General features: G+C 35.9%; 17 protein-coding genes and 1 pseudogene. 9 read left to right on the plus strand and 9 right to left on the minus strand.

Annotated features, from left to right (window positions below; translation table 11 throughout):
- The first annotated feature begins 76 nt into the window (after positions 1–76).
- From MKL36_RS08505 to MKL36_RS08520, 4 genes and pseudogenes are all read left to right on the plus strand, one after another.
- Positions 77–1221 (plus strand): IS3 family transposase gene (locus MKL36_RS08505; protein ID WP_085944219.1). Its coding sequence is split into 2 segments (ribosomal slippage): positions 77–341 and positions 341–1221, totalling 1146 coding nucleotides; the frame shifts between segments, so codons are not numbered across the junction.
- A gap of 145 nt (positions 1222–1366) precedes the next feature.
- Positions 1367–1489, plus strand: a pseudogene (locus MKL36_RS08510) (ADP-ribose pyrophosphatase); the annotation flags it as partial.
- Between the two features lie 390 nt (positions 1490–1879).
- The gene (gene proP, locus MKL36_RS08515) at positions 1880–3367 is read left to right on the plus strand and encodes a glycine betaine/L-proline transporter ProP (protein ID WP_001260521.1); all 1488 of its coding nucleotides are present in this window, start codon (positions 1880–1882) and stop codon (positions 3365–3367) included.
- Between the two features lie 428 nt (positions 3368–3795).
- Positions 3796–4029, plus strand: a complete 234-nt coding sequence (locus tag MKL36_RS08520; RefSeq protein ID WP_000437833.1) for a hypothetical protein — start codon at positions 3796–3798, stop codon at positions 4027–4029.
- A gap of 57 nt (positions 4030–4086) precedes the next feature.
- Here the strand turns inward: MKL36_RS08520 and csuE are convergent, their stop codons facing one another.
- The 6 genes from csuE to csuAB form a co-directional block, all read right to left on the minus strand.
- Positions 4087–5106 carry a Csu fimbrial tip adhesin CsuE gene (csuE, locus tag MKL36_RS08525; RefSeq protein WP_021511607.1) on the minus strand — a complete coding sequence of 340 codons (1020 nt, stop codon included), beginning with the start codon at positions 5104–5106 and terminating at the stop codon, positions 4087–4089.
- Positions 5103–7601 carry a Csu fimbrial usher CsuD gene (csuD, locus tag MKL36_RS08530; RefSeq protein ID WP_021511606.1) on the minus strand — a complete coding sequence of 833 codons (2499 nt, stop codon included), beginning with the start codon at positions 7599–7601 and terminating at the stop codon, positions 5103–5105. The genes csuE and csuD overlap by 4 nt, the downstream gene beginning before the upstream one ends.
- The gene (gene csuC, locus MKL36_RS08535) at positions 7598–8431 is read right to left on the minus strand and encodes a Csu fimbrial biogenesis chaperone CsuC (protein WP_153903779.1); all 834 of its coding nucleotides are present in this window, start codon (positions 8429–8431) and stop codon (positions 7598–7600) included. The genes csuD and csuC overlap by 4 nt, the downstream gene beginning before the upstream one ends.
- Positions 8425–8943, minus strand: coding sequence for a Csu fimbrial biogenesis protein CsuB (gene csuB, locus MKL36_RS08540; protein ID WP_021511604.1), 519 nt, complete (start codon positions 8941–8943; stop codon positions 8425–8427). The genes csuC and csuB overlap by 7 nt, the downstream gene beginning before the upstream one ends.
- A 5-nt stretch (positions 8944–8948) precedes the next feature.
- Complete coding sequence (gene csuA / locus MKL36_RS08545; protein WP_021511603.1) at positions 8949–9497, minus strand: Csu fimbrial biogenesis protein CsuA; 549 nt, start codon at positions 9495–9497, stop codon at positions 8949–8951.
- 74 nt (positions 9498–9571) lie between these two features.
- A complete protein-coding gene (gene csuAB / locus MKL36_RS08550; RefSeq protein WP_021511602.1) occupies positions 9572–10108 on the minus strand; it encodes a Csu fimbrial major subunit CsuAB in 537 nt (178 codons plus the stop codon).
- A 583-nt stretch (positions 10109–10691) separates the two neighbouring features.
- Between csuAB and MKL36_RS08555 the strand changes: the two genes are divergently transcribed.
- A complete protein-coding gene (locus MKL36_RS08555) occupies positions 10692–11330 on the plus strand; it encodes a TetR/AcrR family transcriptional regulator (RefSeq protein WP_000590086.1) in 639 nt (212 codons plus the stop codon).
- A 68-nt stretch (positions 11331–11398) separates the two neighbouring features.
- On the opposite strand, the gene MKL36_RS08560 is transcribed toward MKL36_RS08555, so the two are convergent.
- Positions 11399–11590 carry a hypothetical protein gene (locus MKL36_RS08560; RefSeq protein ID WP_000637306.1) on the minus strand — a complete coding sequence of 64 codons (192 nt, stop codon included), beginning with the start codon at positions 11588–11590 and terminating at the stop codon, positions 11399–11401.
- Between the two features lie 27 nt (positions 11591–11617).
- On the minus strand, positions 11618–12316 hold the full coding sequence (locus MKL36_RS08565; RefSeq protein WP_031223083.1) for a FadR/GntR family transcriptional regulator: 699 nt from the start codon (positions 12314–12316) through the stop codon (positions 11618–11620).
- 96 nt (positions 12317–12412) lie between these two features.
- On the opposite strand from MKL36_RS08565, the gene MKL36_RS08570 reads away from it, so the two are divergent.
- A complete protein-coding gene (locus MKL36_RS08570; RefSeq protein WP_000423653.1) occupies positions 12413–13315 on the plus strand; it encodes an ATP-binding protein in 903 nt (300 codons plus the stop codon).
- Positions 13316–13367: 52 nt separating this feature from the next.
- Here the strand turns inward: MKL36_RS08570 and gltS are convergent, their stop codons facing one another.
- The gene (gene gltS, locus MKL36_RS08575) at positions 13368–14603 is read right to left on the minus strand and encodes a sodium/glutamate symporter (protein ID WP_021511601.1); all 1236 of its coding nucleotides are present in this window, start codon (positions 14601–14603) and stop codon (positions 13368–13370) included.
- Positions 14604–14963: 360 nt separating this feature from the next.
- On the opposite strand from gltS, the gene MKL36_RS08580 reads away from it, so the two are divergent.
- The 3 genes from MKL36_RS08580 to MKL36_RS08590 all read left to right on the plus strand — a co-directional run bounded on the left by MKL36_RS08580 (position 14964) and on the right by MKL36_RS08590 (position 17766).
- Complete coding sequence (locus MKL36_RS08580) at positions 14964–16115, plus strand: alpha/beta fold hydrolase (RefSeq protein WP_086374163.1); 1152 nt, start codon at positions 14964–14966, stop codon at positions 16113–16115.
- Between the two features lie 158 nt (positions 16116–16273).
- Positions 16274–17110, plus strand: a complete 837-nt coding sequence (locus MKL36_RS08585) for an AraC family transcriptional regulator (protein ID WP_021511600.1) — start codon at positions 16274–16276, stop codon at positions 17108–17110.
- Between the two features lie 50 nt (positions 17111–17160).
- Positions 17161–17766, plus strand: coding sequence for a LysE family translocator (locus MKL36_RS08590; RefSeq protein ID WP_021511599.1), 606 nt, complete (start codon positions 17161–17163; stop codon positions 17764–17766).
- Positions 17767–17856 lie beyond the last annotated feature (90 nt).

Raw genomic sequence — 17856 nt, forward strand, 5'->3', positions numbered from 1 at the left:
AGAGGTGGATCAGGAAATTTGAACAACACTTATAAGTGATATTTTGCTCCCCAAATGATGTTATAAACATCAATATATGGAGTATTTTATGGCACGTAGACCAAGAAGAAATCATTCAAATGATTTTAAAGCTAAGGTAGCACTTGCTGCGATTAAAGCAGAAAAAACACTTGCTGAATTGAGTGCTGAATTTGATGTTCATCAAAACCAAATTATCGACTGGAAAAATCAACTGATTTCAGCTTCCTCGCAAGCTTTCGATCAATCAAAAGCTCCAACAGAACCACCCATCGATCTAAAAAAACTACATGCAAAAATCGGTGAGCAGGCATTAGAAATTGATTTTTTAGAAGGTGTGTTGAAGAAACTGGGCCGCTTCAACCACAAAAGTTAATCGATGACTCACTTCAGATTTCAGTATCTAAGCAAGCTCAGCTGCTGAAAGTCTCCCGTGGTTGTTATTACTATCGCCCAAAACCTGTGAGTGCATCAGATCTGAAGCTGATGCGGTGTATGGATGAGTTACATATGCAATACCCTTTTGCAGGTAGCCGTATGATGCGTGATTTGTTGAATCGTCAAGGACATCATATAGGACGACGTCATACACGTACTTTAATGAAGAAAATGGGCATTAATGCGTTATATTGCAAACCAAATTTAAGCCAGGCTAATCAAGCTCACCGCAAATATCCATATCTGCTCAAAGGATTGGCTATTCAGCGCAGTAATCAAGTGTGGTCTACGGATATAACGTATATCCCTATGGCAAAAGGCTTTGTTTATTTATGTGCTGTGATTGATTGGCATAGCCGCAAGGTACTTGCGCATAGAGTATCGATTAGTATGGAGGTTACATTTTGCATAGAAACATTAAATGAAGCTATTGAAAAATATGGTCGACCTGAAATATTTAATACAGACCAAGGCAGTCAGTTTACCAGTGATGCATTTATTGATGTATTGAAATCAAATGACATCCAAATCAGCATGGATGGTAAAGGTCGATGGGTTGATAATGTGATGGTTGAACGATTATGGCGGAGCGTTAAATATGAAGAGGTGTATCTCAAAGCCTACAGCAATGTTTTGGATGCGAAGAAGCAATTAAACGCATATTTTGAATTTTATAATTTGAAACGACCTCATTCGAGTCTGGACAAAATGACTCCAGATGAGTTTTACTATGACCAGCTACCACAACAAAATAAGGTAGCTTAACTAGAGCAGAGTATCACTTATAAATAAGCTTTTAGTTGTTCAAACATGTGGGACCACCTCTTAGATCATTAAAAACTAAGGATAAATAATTAAAATTTATTGTTCATTTGGGGTTTATAAAATATTTATCAACGTTACATAGGTAGATATCGGTTTCTTGGGTAGAGATGAATTACCCCCGATTTCTACCGCACGTGTAACTGAAGAACAGATACAACAATTTTTTGATTATTTAGAGTCAATCCCTGAAGCAACGAAGTTTGATTAATGAAAACCTAATATAAGGCAAGCTCAGTTTTTGTATATGAAAAGTAAAAAAACTTGGCCTTTTAAGCTCAAAAAGTAGCGCTTAACTTTTATGCTAATCTCATGTCTTTTATCAATTTTTATATAATTTTTTTAACCCTTGATTCAGTTTTACCACTAAGTAAACTTATGTAACTTTATCCATACAATTTCTCCACAATTTAAAACTCTAACATAAACAAATAATTAGTTCTCTTTTGCTATCTTGTTGATCATTAAGAGAACACCTCTTAATTCCCTTTTCTTGAGTAACTTATCGTTATTCTGTCTCTTTATTCTGCAATTTTTTAATTCAGTATTTAAAACCGTATATTTTCACTTTAAATACTGAGATTCAATTCTTAGGCTAGATATGCGCACATCTGAAAAACAAGTAAAACCTATTGAGATTGATGATATCAATATCATCGAGAACGAAAAAACCAAAAAAGCGATTACTGCAGCTGCATTAGGTAATGCAATTGAATGGTTTGATTTCGGCGTTTATGGTTATGTGGCATACGTTCTCGGTAAAGTATTTTTCCCAGATGCTTCACCAAGCGTGCAAATGATTGCCGCGCTTGCTACATTTTCAGTACCTTTTATTTTCCGTCCATTAGGTGGTCTTTTCTTTGGACATTTAGGTGACAAATACGGACGTCAAAAAGTTCTGGCCATTACTGTCATTATTATGTCCATCAGTACCTTTGGTATTGGCCTTATTCCATCTTATGAAACAATCGGTTTATGGGCACCTATTCTTTTACTCATCGTAAAAATTGTACAAGGCTTCTCCATTGGTGGTGAATACTCAGGTGCTGCGATTTTTGTAGCTGAATATTCTCCGGACCGAAAACGTGGCTTTATGGGAAGCTGGCTTGATTTTGGATCGATAGCCGGCTTTGTACTTGGGGCTGCAACTGTCGCCTTGATCACACACGCCGTGGGTGAGGCACGTTTTGCCGAGTGGGGTTGGCGTATTCCATTCTTTCTCGCTCTACCACTGGGCATAATCGGTTTATATTTACGTAATCGCCTTGAAGAAACCCCTGTATATCAACAGCATTCAGAGCAACAAGCACAAAAAAGCAAACCCCAAAAATTTAGTTTCAAAGAAATTTTTGTTAAACATAAGCGTAGTTTATTGGTGTGCATTGGTCTCGTAATCAGCACTAACGTTACTTACTACATGTTGCTAACTTATTTACCAAGCTATTTTTCGCATAACTTAGGCTATTCAGAAGCACATGGTGCACTTATTATCATTGCGGTTATGGTTGGCATGTTATTTGTACAACCTGTGATTGGTTATTTGAGTGATAAGTTCGGACGCCGCCCATTTATTTTTATTGGAAGCTTTTCTCTTATTTTCTTGTCCTATCCGGCCTTTGTATTACTTAACTCTGGAGTAAATTATCAAATTTTTATAGGCTTACTTATTCTTGCTTTATCTCTCAATATGTCTATCGGAGTGATGGCATCAACTTTACCTGCCCTATTTCCAACTGAAATCCGTTACAGCGCTTTAGGTATTGCCTTTAATTTCTCAGTAGTTATCGCTGGTTTAACCCCAACTCTTACCGCAACGCTGGTTGAAACTACCCACAATCTAATGGTTCCAGCCTATTACTTGATGATTTGCGGGGTGGTAGGTATTGCTACTGCAATGTATTTAAAGGAAACAGCCAATAAGCCTTTAATCGGGGGCGTGCCTATTGCTCACAATATAGAGGAAGCACAAGAGTTACTTGAAGAGTTTCATGAAACTATTGAACAGAAAATTGAAAATATTGATCAGAAAATTCAGGAGCTTCAACAAAAACGTCAAAAACTTGCTGATAAACACCCTGATATAGCATGAGTAAAGCAACGTTTTTTATAAGAGTAGCGACTTAAATGTCGCTATTCTTTTAATATATTTTTCATTCAATTTGATAGTAAAAAATAATTAACTTAGTAAATCTATTATTAGGAATAATATTTAATAAATAAAAAAGCCAATTCTTTCGAATTAGCTTAATTACAGCAGACCAGCTTTAGTTGAAAATTGCTTCTTGGTTTTATTGTTCGCAACAATCTTCATTCTTTTTGTTATAGGTCTAACTTAGCTTTCCATTGTGACAGTTCAATTAAAAAAACACCTCAGCCTACCCCAAAACAAACTTAATACATTTATAAGTTATTTTAGAGAACTCCATCACAATTTTGATAGGTGCTTATGATAAACAGCTACACAGCAAAAGGTTTAAATCTATTATGCTTGAGTTATCTAATTGTTAAGTATGTATGATGGAACAGCAAACTTTATTACAAGAACTGAACTCACTCATTGAATACTATTCAAAAAGAACCGATTGCCCGCCTAGTCGAATACGCATCGGCTATAGAGCTTATGCAAAACTCATGCAGTGCCCGCCTTTTGCCGATGAAGTAATAAACTCGGCGCTCGATCCAAATAAGCGGAAATATAAAAAAATAAAAATTAAAATTACCAAAGATGATGATCAGTTAGAAATTGAATAGTTTGGTTAAAGATAAAAACCCATGAACTGAGCTTTTATCTTCTATATAAAACAGCTTTTAAAACTCGACTTGTACCGTGACCGTATCTTGATAAGTTCCCGCTGGTATCGTGTCTGCGTTTTCATCCACAATTTTTGTAGTAAACACATAGTTCTGCTGCGTTACTCCATTATGTACCCCCGGGTTAATTGTTGCATTTAAACTCGACCAACGCTCGTTACCGCTTCCCCATCGGTCATTCGATGAATTCTTGAAAATATCGTATTTTAAAAATGTATTTCCCGTTTGCGACTTCATGGCTCGTTGGTTGCCATTTTGCGGGGAAAGTCCATTATTTAAACTCACATAATATGGAGTATTTACCGAACAACGTATTCCCATAGAAGATTGAACAGACTCAAGCTTGGAAGCAAATGCTGCCGTACCAAAGTTTACGTCTTGAGCTAAAATTCGGCAGTCTGGCAGTACAGTAATTGAGAGTGAACCAAGCGAGTCCGCTCCACTTCCCCAGTTAAAACCAATACCTAATACCCCACGTTTAAACCCAGGGCTCTCAAAGAAGGCACCGATTCCCACAATCGCAACTGCGGGCACAGAATAGAACCATTTTACTTTTAACGGTGAGTCGGCTCGATAAACACCCGGCGATACACTTTGCCCAGCCGGAAGCCGTATGTAGAAAGGTAAATTGCCATCAGGCCCGCTAAAAAGATTGACCAGCGTAAAGCTACTCATGTCTTTTTCTTGGCCTAAGCTAATGATTTCATTGTTACTGTCTAAAATAATGGCGTTAAGTTTTTCTCCGGTCTGAGCATTGGTAAATGAATTCGACATTTGCTCAACCCGATATTTTAAATAGGTCATGTTCGCCAAAGCCAAGCTAAAACCCGTACACGACAAACCCGAATTAAACTGTGATGAGTTTTCACCGTTTTCCATTAAGTAAATAGACGGGACCGAAATAGAAGATGTACCTGAAGCGCTCACGCTACATGCAGCATGAGCCATATTTCCTGTCAACATCAGTCCAGAGAATATACATAAATGTCTGAGTAATTTTTTTGTTTTTATATTCATGGCAAAGATACCTCGTGACAAGTAACAGGTTTAACCACCACAATCTGCTGCTTGGCTTGTTCTACATCTACAGAAAAATCTGCTTTACAAATACTTTGATCCGAACGCTGAACCGTTACGGTGTTATTCGGTTTTAAATTTTCTAAATAGACAATGCCATCCATTCCCACATAAGAAGACTCTTGATCAGCTCTATATACTACAGACCCTACCGGCATAGGTTTGCCATCTGCTTGAGTCAAATAGACATTGGCAGAAATAGACTGATGAACAGGGAACTTAATCACAACGCCCGAACCGCGTTTAGCCGCTATCCGTTGTTCAACTTGTGTGATTGTAAAGTTTGAAGGTAAGTCGATTGGGTCGACGCTGTATTTACCCGAATAGTAAGGCGTGACCGATGGCACAAAAATATGGCCTTTTTTATTACTGCGGCCAATTAAACTGTTTTCGTATCTGACCAAAACATCAGGCACTTGGTTTGTATCGATCAATGCAAAAGATTCACCTAATCGGTTTGAAGCAAATAAATCACCTGCCATATAAATCAGGGAACCGGATAGGCCAAACCAGTAGTTATAGTCATGGTTTCCAGACAGACCAAAGTCAGTATTAATATAACTGTTGCGGTAATTGACGCGTGCCTGATTTAAATCTTCACTATTTTCATTAAAGCGTCGAGTTAAATCGACACCAAAACCACCTTCAGATGGAACAGAGCGGTTGAAGTTAACGTAGCCAGTATCGCCCTGCTTATTAAACGCATAACCTGAGTTAACAGTCGCGTTTCGCTGAAACAGCGGTATCGAAAGCTGAAATGCAGCACTCCATTCTTTTTCGATGAAATCACGATTGGCACTTAATGAAACAGTCACGCCATTCATATAAGTCGGTAAAACAGGCGCCCAAGACAAGTTTAAAAAGCGATTTTTAAAGTCATTCGCCTTGGTATTGATATAACCGACGCCAAAAGTTCCTGAGTTTTTGGTCGCAAAATAAGTATTGGCCGTTAAGCTTTTATTACTATTTACTGAAATTAAATTGCTATATTGCAGCCGTGAAAGGTCAGTATATTCATCATCACGTTGGTTATGGTTAATGCTAAAACCAAACCGATTACGGTTATAGCTGTATCCAACTGTATATTGATTACCTTCCAAGTCTTTCGTTCGATCTCCAGACATAGACTTATCGGCTTTACTTTGGGTAAAAGAGGCACTCAGCACACCTAAATTTGCAAGCTTGAGTACAGACCCAGCACCCAATAACTGTAAATCTGAAGAAAGTTCGGTGCGTCCTTCTACAGTCAGCCAGTCATTTACCCCATAACGGGCATCGGCTGCACTTGCAAATTTTCCATAAGAAAAATTCTTAAGTCCGTAGTCTTCACGGATTTTTCCTAAAGACAATGAGTAATCAAATAAGCCGGGCTTTAGCAAAGTATTAGAAATATAAAATGGGACCGATGTTGTGACCTGGCGCCCGACTGCATCAGTCGTAACCACAACGGCTTCTCCTTTACCGTTAATAAAAGGAACATTATTTAAAATAAACGGTCCAGACTGTACTTCTGTTGAGCTGGTCTTTTGCCCATTAATAATTAAGTCGACTGTACTTGGCAACGCGGCTTGCCCAATAAATTGTGGCAATGGATAGGTAATTAAATCTGGTCGGGTTGAATAATTTCTCTGTACCTGAAAACCGCCTAGTCGAACAGAACTTCCCCACGTCGTTTTACTACCGGTAATAATGTCACCCAGTAAAAAAGATGTAGCGTTCTTTTGGTTATCAAACTGCCAAGATGTGTCATAACGACGATAGCCATCATTATCTACAGACTCGGCGTTACCTTCATTTTTGTAATGGTTTTTGACATAGACACCAGAGTTTTTAATGACCCCTAACGGAGAGAAAAAACGCTGCTCAGTAAATAAACTACTGGTTGAACCGCCTTGATAGGGTCTATATGTATAAAAATCATAGTTATTGAGCAGCCCTATACCAGACTGAGCGACTTCCGGCTTATACCATGAGTCTTTACCCAAAACTTGAGTGGGCATCCAAGCGGGCGGAAAATTGAGCTTAAAGTATTGGTTCGAAGATTGATATTCATAACTTACATCTTTTAATTTATCTAAAGATATCCAATCACTCGCGTCACCACTAAACCCCAATGTCAAAACATCTTGATTCGATAAAGATGTGTCAGTGTTTGTTAATAACTCTTGAGGGATCTTAATTTCTAATTCATCAATCAGCTTCTTTTTTTGTATGAAGTACTCATCATTTTTCACAATCACTGGCACAACTTGCTGGACCGAATATTGGTTCACAACCAAATCTAGGTACAGTTTAAAAAGTTGATTAATTTCATTAATGTCTCTTGGTGGTGGAGGCAAATCGCCTGCGAACACAGTATTTGGAATATTTAAACATCCACCCGACAATAAAATCAGCAAAATACTTTTGCATAAATTATTATGCCGAAGGATCATGATGGATCCTCCATTTTGGTGATTTCGATCAATTCTTGTTTAATACCAGAACTGTCTACACCATAAATTTTAGATGTTTTTGACAACTCATGTGCCGTTGACTGATCAATAGCAAACTTTACAGTGCTATTTGATAAAACATAGCCAAAAGCAGCCTTTCCTAAAGAGATATCATTACCTGTTTTTGAAGTTTTCAGTGCCGAAAGACGCGCAAACTTCTGACCATTATTTTTAAGATATAGCTCAGACTGGCCTTGTTGATTGTTGCGAACTGACCACTGTAAAACCAGTTTTGCTAAAGCATTTTTTGCATTAAGTTTTTGACTTTCTTCGGTTAATCCACTGCCAATTCCTTTCCCATAAGTAAACAATGGAATTGAGTAACGCATTTGGAAACTTACTTTAGAAGCATCTTGCTCGTTGCCATCAGAAAGTCGAATTGGCAACTCATCTACAATCAAACGATATGACTGCTCTTTCCCATCTGGCAAATTGGCGCTTTTGGTTAAGCGAAGCATATGCTTCTCGCCTGCTTTAATTTTAGCTACAGGCGGGCTTGGTATAATTTCTGATTGCTCACTATAGTTATCTTTTAAGCCATCTTGATTCCATTTAAATACCCGAATTTGCACCATCGCATCGGTCTTACCCGTATTTTGAAGCCAAACCGCAGTTGCCTTTTCATTGGCTTCAATTTTTGGATAAATCGGCCAAATTAGAAAAGTTGCTTGTGCCATCACAGGTGTAACAAGTGATAATGTACTTGCAAATAAAAAAGATTTTAAAATGCCATTTTTAATAAATGCAGAATTGTTCATACAAATCACCATGTAATCATTATTGAAACAGTATCTTTATAAATTCCGGCCGCATGGGGTTCATTATTATTTTCTAAATCAACGACACCATATATTTCAAAATTTGCCAGACGGTTTGTAGGTGTTGTAGCAGGCAATAAATATTTATTACCTACAATATATTCATTGGATAAACTGCTAGAGTTATACAGTTTGTAAGATAAATAATTAGGGGATGAACTATTCTTCATACGTCTTGTATTATTTTGAAGGTTTTCACCACCATCTATAGAAATACTTACAGGTAAACTTTCCGTACAACGGATATTCCAAGAACCTTTGCTATTAATAATATTAGTCATTACTTTATTTTTTGATAAAGCAGAGTATTTACCAAAATCCATGTTTTGCTCAATATTATCTATTGAACAGCCATTTTCAATTTTAGCTTGCACTTTAAAACTTGAACTGAGCTGAGGATCTGCTGCATATATAAATTGACTAACAGATAGCAAAAATATTGCTTTAAAATATAAGTATTTCATTTTTCTTAAAACTCAATCGTAATTGGTACTATATCTTTATATTCACCCTTAGATATACGACTACCATCATGGGCTGCTTGACCAAAAATATCGATATTCTTTTTATTATTCATATCATTAAGAATAAAAGCTTCATTTGCTTTAATGACTTGTTTATTTAAACCATAGAGCAAGTTATAAGCAATAAAATCTCTACCATTACTTAAAGCATGATAATAATTTTGTGAAAATGAAGCTGGAATATTACTATCATTATTTCCTGCTCCAAATATTATTTTTACAGTTGAAATACCTGCACACTCGATCTGAAAACCTGAATTACCATTATTAACTAAACTAGCTTCTAAAACCCCTTTAAAAGCTGTGGTAGCTTCACCAAAATCTATATTTCCAAAATTTAAATTTGCTGCATTATTTTCTACAACATTATTATTAACAGAACAAGAAGGCAATAATTCAATTTGACTAGTTAATTTAGCTCCAATTTCACCCGCATTTACTAAAGAAATTAAAAAATAAGAAATTATAAATGCCGAACCACGATTGAATATCATCTTCCCTCCATTTAAAACAGGTCTACTCATCTTTGAGCAAACCTGCTACTCAATTAATTATTTCTTTTTTATATTTAGAAATTTACAGTGACTAATAGAGTATCTTTATAATCGCCTTGTGCTTTTGGTGTACCTGTATTTGGAGCAATTGCACCGAAAATTGGTACAGCAGTAGCTTGGCCACTTACTGTAGTGAACTGTTGTGGTTGGTTTACAACATAAAGGTTTGTACGTGCAGCATCACGATAAACGTTATATGCAACTACATCAGCAGAAGCAGTATTTTTTAAAGTACGGTCTGTACGTTCACCACCATCAATTGCGACTGTAAAATCAACAGGATCTGTTCCGTCACAAGTCACAGAAATATTGCCACCTGTTGCTGCTGAAGCAACTTCAGCAGTTAATACGTTGTTCCAAGTACCGGAAGTTTTACCAAAATCTAAAGTACCAAACTTGTTCATATTTCCTTCAGTTTGACTACCACCTACAGTACAGCCTGTTGAGATATTTAATTTAACGTCAACCTGTCCAGTAACAGCTGCTTGAGTATTTACCGCATAACCAGCAACTATTAATGCTGCAAGAAGTGTTTTCTGAATGTTTTTCATATTCATAACCTACATATATAATGATTAGATTTGTAGAACAAAATGAATCAAACTCGACAAATAAAATATGGCTAATCTGTTTTATATATAAAACAAATTACCTTTTACTATTGTGTGATTCTCTTCACAATTTAATAACAATTATTTAACTTGTATACACATATTACAAAAAGACTATGTTGAGTTATTTAAAATCATTTTTTTTAATCTTATAAAAACACCCGATTAAATACCCACCCCTACTTTATTAAAATGGCTAAAAATTAGAAAAAGAAATTATCTTTTTAACGATCATACTTTTTAAATAATTATTCAAATACAATTATTTATACACACAACAAAAACAAGTATTATTTGTTTTTATTAAAATAGGTAACATGACCTATTTTAACCCTACCTAAAGAAATAAAAATAAGTCATTTGACCCATTTTTTAACCATTAATTAGGTCGAATGACCTAGATTAAAAAAATATAGGTCGTTCGACCTAATTTCAGTTTAATAGAATTTAAATATTTTATTTATATTTTTTTAATTTCATGGTTTAGAATGCCTTTTTTTAAATAGTACTTACAGGCTGGATAATGATCAAAATTGATACCTTTGATACTATGCAAATAAAGAAGTCCTTTACCACTCTAAAAGGGCAAGAAAGAATAAAGCAGATCTTAAGAAATGCTGAAATAGTTTTTCTTACTAAAGGTTATTCCGGATTTAGTATGAGAGGAGTTGCAACTCAATCAAATATTAGTTTAAGTACTTTGCAACATTATTTTCAAAATAAAGATATTTTATTAAAAGCTTTACTTAATAAATTAATTTGTGACTATATACAGCGTATTGAAATTTTAATCAATTTGAATGCAAATGAACCACCTTTAATTCGGTTTATGAATATTATCACCAATATAATTTATGAAATAGAGCAACCGATCATTACAAATGCATTTAAAGAGTTTTTCTCTATTTCAGATCATTTACCCTATGTATATGAAGCTTTGTCAATCATACAAAAGTATAACCTCGAACTTATATATAAAATCATCCTCCCCATTCATAATAAAATATCTTCAGAAGAATATAAAGAAAGAGCCATTATTATAATCACTCAACTTAATGGATATTTAGTTCAACATTCGAACAAAAATACAGATGAAAATTATAAAGAATTTTTAAGAAGTATACTGTTAAAAAATATATTAAGATTAGTCAGTGAACCATAAATTTTAAAACATAGGAGCCAGTTCTCCTATGTTTTTAATATATGGTGGTGTTGTACTCAATTATTATATTACTGAGCGAAAGCTTTAATTTCACTTCGAATCAAAATATGTCGAGATGGAAAGTAAAAGCGATAAGCCAATTCGTAAGAGTCAAATAGAGCTAACTGAGATTGATGAGTTGCCCAATAATAGGCCGTCATTCCCTTTTCTTTCCTCACATTTAAATAGTAAGGAACAGCAAAGTTGTTCGAAACAATCATAAAACTCATAGTATTTGATCTAGCTATTTAGTGGTTTTGGACAAAGTCAGCTTTAATTGAATCTAACGAACGTAATATGGGCGCCAACATAAACTCCGCAATTCGCATGGCTTCTGACTCAGACTTGTGTTGAATAGCTTGAACAAGTTCAGTATGTATTTGCTGGTTTGGGTCAGGTAAATTTTTATTAGTCACTAGCTCTAAGGTGTATTGATAGCTTGAGTTTAAGAAATACTCATAAGTTGCCTGTAAAGCTTTATTATGAGTCGCCTTGGCAATTGCCAAATGTAGTTTCTTATCACTTAACATGAAGTTAGCAACATCTTGTTGATTTGTTGCTGCTCTATGTTCTAAACACGCTATAACATCGCGCATATCTTCAGGCGTGCTATGTCTAGCGGCTAATTTAGCAATTTCGATTTCTAATAAACATCGTACTTCTACGTGTTCATATAAATCAGAATGATGAATTGAATTAATCACAATTGAAAAGTCATTTTTCGTACGTACAAAAGTACCCAGCCCCTGTTTGACTTCTAAAACACCTAAATATTCTAAAATTTTAATTGCTTCTCGAATGGTGTTTCGGCCCACACCCAAACCTTGAACAAGCTCAGGTTCAGTCGGAATTTTCTCATCTACTTTCCAAATGTCATTTTTAATATTCTGACGTATGACATGAATCACCTCATCGACCAGTGATCTTTTTTGAATTTGCTCAATCATTAAAATTGGTACTAGTAAGCTTAAACATACGGTGATACTATCATCCTATGTTTAATTGTTCAATTTCTCTTTCATGCATTTTTAAAGGTTGAGCTCATGGAATTAAGTCAGACAATTTCAAACCTTATTTTTGAAATTCAAAAGCTTACTCAAGCAGTCGAAAAAATTTCTAAAACCCAAGAAATTTCTGTAGATGTCTTAGATGAGGCGATTGCCTTTAGATGGGAAAGAGAAAATAATAAAGGTTCGCTCGTCGCGATCCGTAAACCTCAACTCATTTCTTTTAATCATCTGTGCAATATCGACAGCCAACTCACCAAAGTAAAACTAAATACTGAAGCCTTTGCAAAAGGCTTGTTGGCAAATAATGTACTCATGACAGGCTCACGTGGTACAGGCAAGTCGTCTATTGTAAAAGCCTGTTTAAATGAATATCACCACTTAGGCCTTCGGGTGATTGAACTTGAGAAAAAGTATTTAGAAGATTTGCCTAAAATTATTAACTTACTGCAAGACCGTACTGAGCGTTTTATCATCTTTTGTGATGACTTGGCCTTTGAAGCCGGTGACTCAAGTTACGCAACTTTAAAAACTGTATTAGATGGTTCACTGGCCTCTAGTTCAGACAATACACTCATTTATGCAACATCAAATCGAAAGCATATGGTGGCCGAATACAATAAAGATAATACCGAGTTAAATGTCGGGGAAAATGGCGAATTACGCCCTGGCGACAGCATTGAACAAAAGATTTCTTTAGCAGACAGATTTGGTTTACAAATTAATTTCTATGGCTTTAGCCAACAAGAGTATTTAAAAACTGTTCAATACTGGCTAAATGAATACAAATGGCAACAACGCGAAACTTGGGAAACGATTCAGTTAAAAGCTATTCAATATGCAACTCAGCAAGGCAACCGTTCAGGAAGAATTGCCAATCAATTTGCCAAAATGATTGTGGGCCAAGAAATGCTAAGTGCAGCAGATTTAACGGTTTAAGTTGTTGGCTATAAAATGCCCCATAAAAAAAGCCCTTACGGGCTTTTTTTAATTAAGCAATAAATTTCAACATAAGCTGAATCACAGTTGCATTAATCAAGTCGACAAAGAATGCACCACAAAGCGGAACAATTAAGAATGCTTTATGCGATGGGCCATACATATTGGTAATCGCCTGCATATTTGCAACGGCGGTTGGTGTAGCCCCCATACCGAAACCACAGTGACCTGCTGCCAATACTGCCGCATCGTAATTTTTCCCCATTACACGGAAAGTCACAAATGCTGCATATAAAGCCATCGTCAGTGTTTGAGCACCTAAAATAATCACAAGTGGACCTGCTAAGTCAGCAAGTTGCCAAAGCTTTAACGAAAGCAATGCCATTGCTAAATAAAGAGATAAAGACGCATTACCAAAAACGTCAATCGCGCGGTCAAAAATATCAACCTTCAACACGCTTTCTAAAATATTTCTTAAGATTACACCGCCACCAAGCGCCCAAACGAAAGTTGGTAACTCAAACCAAGTTCCCTTACTGAAGCCAGTCATAAATTCAGCAAATGCTAAACAGGCTGCAAACATACCAAGCGTGGTAATTGCATTGTCGGCAGTAATTAAACGAACTTGATGGGGGTTTTCAAACGGTGCAAGATCATCTGAATTTTGTTCAACATGCGTGTCACGCTGCTGAATCTCAGCATTGGTTTTTGCTTGAGCAAGGCTATAACGATTAATGAGCAATTTGGCTAAAGGACCACCAATGACACCACCAATAATCAAGCCAAACGTAGCACTTGCCATACCTAACGCTAAAGCACCCTGAATACCATGCTGGCTTTCTAGAATTTCACCCCATGCACCTGCTGTACCATGACCACCGGTTAAAGTAATTGAACCTGCAATCAAACCAATAAGTGGGTCTAGACCCAATAAGGTTGCAAGACTCATACCGACAGCATTTTGAACAACAATAAATGAGGCTACACAAATTAAGAAGATGACTAAAGCAGTACCACCCTCTTTAAGCTTCATAAAATTGGCACTTAAACCAATTGAAGCAAAGAACACGAGCATAAAGCTGGTTTGTAATTCACTGCTAAAAACAATACTGTATCCCCAGAAAGTGTGGACAAGTAAAGAAACTACCGCAGCGACCAAACCACCTGCTACTGGTTCAGGGATATTATAACGTTTTAAAAAATCAATCCGATTGACAAGAAAGCGACCCAACAATAGAACGATGACCGCCGAAATTAGTGTATAAAAACCATTAAAAACAAATTCCATATATACTACTTTCTGATTACATTCCTAACGGATTGTAAAATAATTATATTTTATTTTTTAATATGTAAAAAAAACACAAATAAACTTTACAAAATTACCCTACCAATAAATTTTTACTATTCTTAAGAATAGCTTAAATTTTTAAATATTTTATACAAAATCATGCCCTATAATTTAATTTATCAATCATTTCAAAATCTTATGTAAAGAAATCATTAATTTAGTATAACTTCACTTTGATCTCTTAAACAGAAAATCCTGTCTTTTAGGTCACTGAACTCATCTTTTATTCCCTTTAATATCCGCAAAAGACCAGCTCGTTATTTGCTCTGGGCAACATCTTTATAGGTTTTATATTCAATGAGTTTATTGCTTAAAGTTCGACAGAATGTTCCGCAGGTACAGTCGATTAAAACATCTCTTAAAAAGCGTGCTGGTCAGAAAATACCTCACATGCTCTCCAATGCATCAGATCTGTTTTTTAGAGGGTCGGAAATTGCCCTGTCAGGAAAAACGCCTTTTGATGTAATTTATAAGCATGAAATTATAAGTTTACGACATTATAGAATTGAGACAGAGGCTTCTGCACACAAACACCGTGTGCCGTTAGTGATTGTTCCGCCTTTAGCTGTGAACATGCTTATTTACGATTTGTTCCCTACCCGCAGTCTCATACGTTATTTTTTAGATCAAGGCTTCGAGGTTTATTTAATAGACTGGGGCGTACCTACCCGAAATCAAGCCAAATACAATTTTGGCACCTACATAAAAGTCTTTATGCCTGAAATGTTAAAGCAGGTCCGTATACATAGTAGACAACAACAGCTTTCATTACATGGCTGGAGCTTAGGCGGCGCACTTTCACTTTGCTATACCGCGTTATTTAAAGATAAAGATATTAAGAATCTAATGATTCTTGCTTCTCCGATCGACACACATAAAGCAGGTTATATGGGTAAGCTCTATGGAAGTCTGACTAAACCTGCACAGTGGGTCCGTAAGCATACGCCTTTTCGTATTCGCCAACATGTACCAAGTGAAGTGTTTCATATTCATGGATGGCAAAACACACTCGGTTTTAAATTAACGGACCCCATTGGCAATTTAAAAACCTATTGGCAACTTCTTAAAAATCTGGATAACCGAGAATTTATTGTTGACCACGCTACCTCTAGTTCATTTATCGACAATATGCTGGCCTATCCGGGTGGCGTTATGCGCGACATTATTTTACGTTTCTGGATTGATAATGAACTCTCAACAGGTGTAATCAAATTTGGGGAACTTACAGCTTATTTAAAAGATATTGATTGTTCAGTGTTGGCTGTAGGTGGAGATACAGACATTATTGTGACCGCCGATGCTGTTAAGCCTCTTATGGATTTAATTAGTAGCCAAGATAAAACATTCAAAACTGTGCCCGGCGGCCATATGGGCGTAGTGTCCGGTAGCCAAGCTCCGACCTCTGTTTGGCCTGAAATGAGTAATTGGCTGGCTAAGCGTTCAGATTAATCAATTTAAACGTTAATGAAAAACCAGCCTGTTAAACCTTAGGCTGGTTTTAATGCACACTAAATTTTTTAAAGTTTTTGCACAAATCTTCTAGAACTAATTTTATCTCTTTTATACTGTTTCAGGGGCTAAAATTAAAAGTTTATAGGTCAGTGCTTATGAGTAGTAACTGGGTGGATATTTCAAAAGATACCAATACGGGTATCGAAACAATCCGTGCTCATTTTACTGGCCATGCTTATGATCCCCATTGGCATTCAAGTTATTTAATTGGTGTAACTGAATCTGGTATTCAACAATTTCATTGCCGTAAAAAGCAAATCAATAGTCATGCTGGGCAAGTTTTTATGCTTGAGCCAGAAGAAATTCATGATGGACATGCGCCTGCATCTGATGGTTTTACCTACCAAATGCTTTATCTACATCCAGAATGGTTAAAGCAACGCCTTCAAGGTTTGTTTCACAACAGCCCCGATCATTACGAACTAGTGATTGATGCGCCATTAAAATCCGATGATCAACTCGCAATCATTACTTCGCAAGCATTTCGACACTTACACTATAAAGAAATGAATATTGTGAAAGACAATAGTCTAGATGTGCTGATTCAATATATTGCCCAAGGTAAATGGTTAAAAAAAGCTTCTCAATCTTCTTGTATTCATGTACCCCAAATCGCCCATCAAATCCGAGATATTCTGCATGATCATTTATTTGAAGATATTGGGTTAGAAGATATATCACGTATGGTGGGACTAGACCGTTACCATATTCACCGTTTTTTTAAATCAACTTTTCATTTAGCTCCTCATCAATATCTTATTCAACTTAGGCTTACTCGAGCACGTGATTTACTCGCTAGAAGTATTTCTCCAGCACAAGTTGCTTCTGATTTATGTTTTTCAGACCAAAGTCATTTAAGTCGTTGGTTTAAACGCTGTTATGGACTAACACCAGCCGCTTATAGAAAAATCTGCACAAATCTTCAAGATTAAAAATCTTAATTATTTCATCTTGTCTCTCCCAATTAACTAAGGTAGACAAGATGGAAAACCTCACTGCATTTTCATTATTTGCAATTGTTGCCTCAATTACTCCAGGCCCGACCAACTTTATAATTTTAAGTTTAAGTAGTCATTATAAAATTTCTAAAACACTTCCCGTTATTTTAGGTTCTTGTATTGGAGCAGCCTTACTTGTATTAGTGGTTGGTATTGGCCTTGGCTCCACTATTCTTGCTTACCCTGTTATTCAAAAAATTATGACATGGAGTGGTTTAATCTGGCTTACCGTTCTAGCTTGGAAACTATATAACTACAATCCTGTTATCTTTTTAGAAAAAAATGAACAATACCCTCCTATTGGTTTTAAAGCTGCATTTTTAATGCAAGCGATTAATCCTAAAACATGGATGATGGCTTTTGCAGTTATTAGCGTCTATACAAAACAGGGACAAGATATCTTGATAAATGTCTCAATTTTATCCTGCATTTTTTTACTTATAGCATTTCCTTGTCTCTACCTATGGGCCTTAGTAGGCAGACTAAGTACTCGACTTTTTTCAAAACCCAAACATATAAATATTTTTAACAAAATAATGGCTATTATATTACTAGCCTCAGTCTGGTGGCCCATGTTCCCTAGATTTTGATCATCCAAACCTAATCAAAATAGATAAGGAAATCTATTTTTAACAAACATATTTTAAATTTATAAGTTCAAATTATTACTTCCCATCATA

The sequence above is a fragment of the Acinetobacter sp. AOR12_HL genome (assembly GCF_027855275.1).
GTDB classification, from domain to species: Bacteria; Pseudomonadota; Gammaproteobacteria; order Pseudomonadales; family Moraxellaceae; genus Acinetobacter; species Acinetobacter baumannii.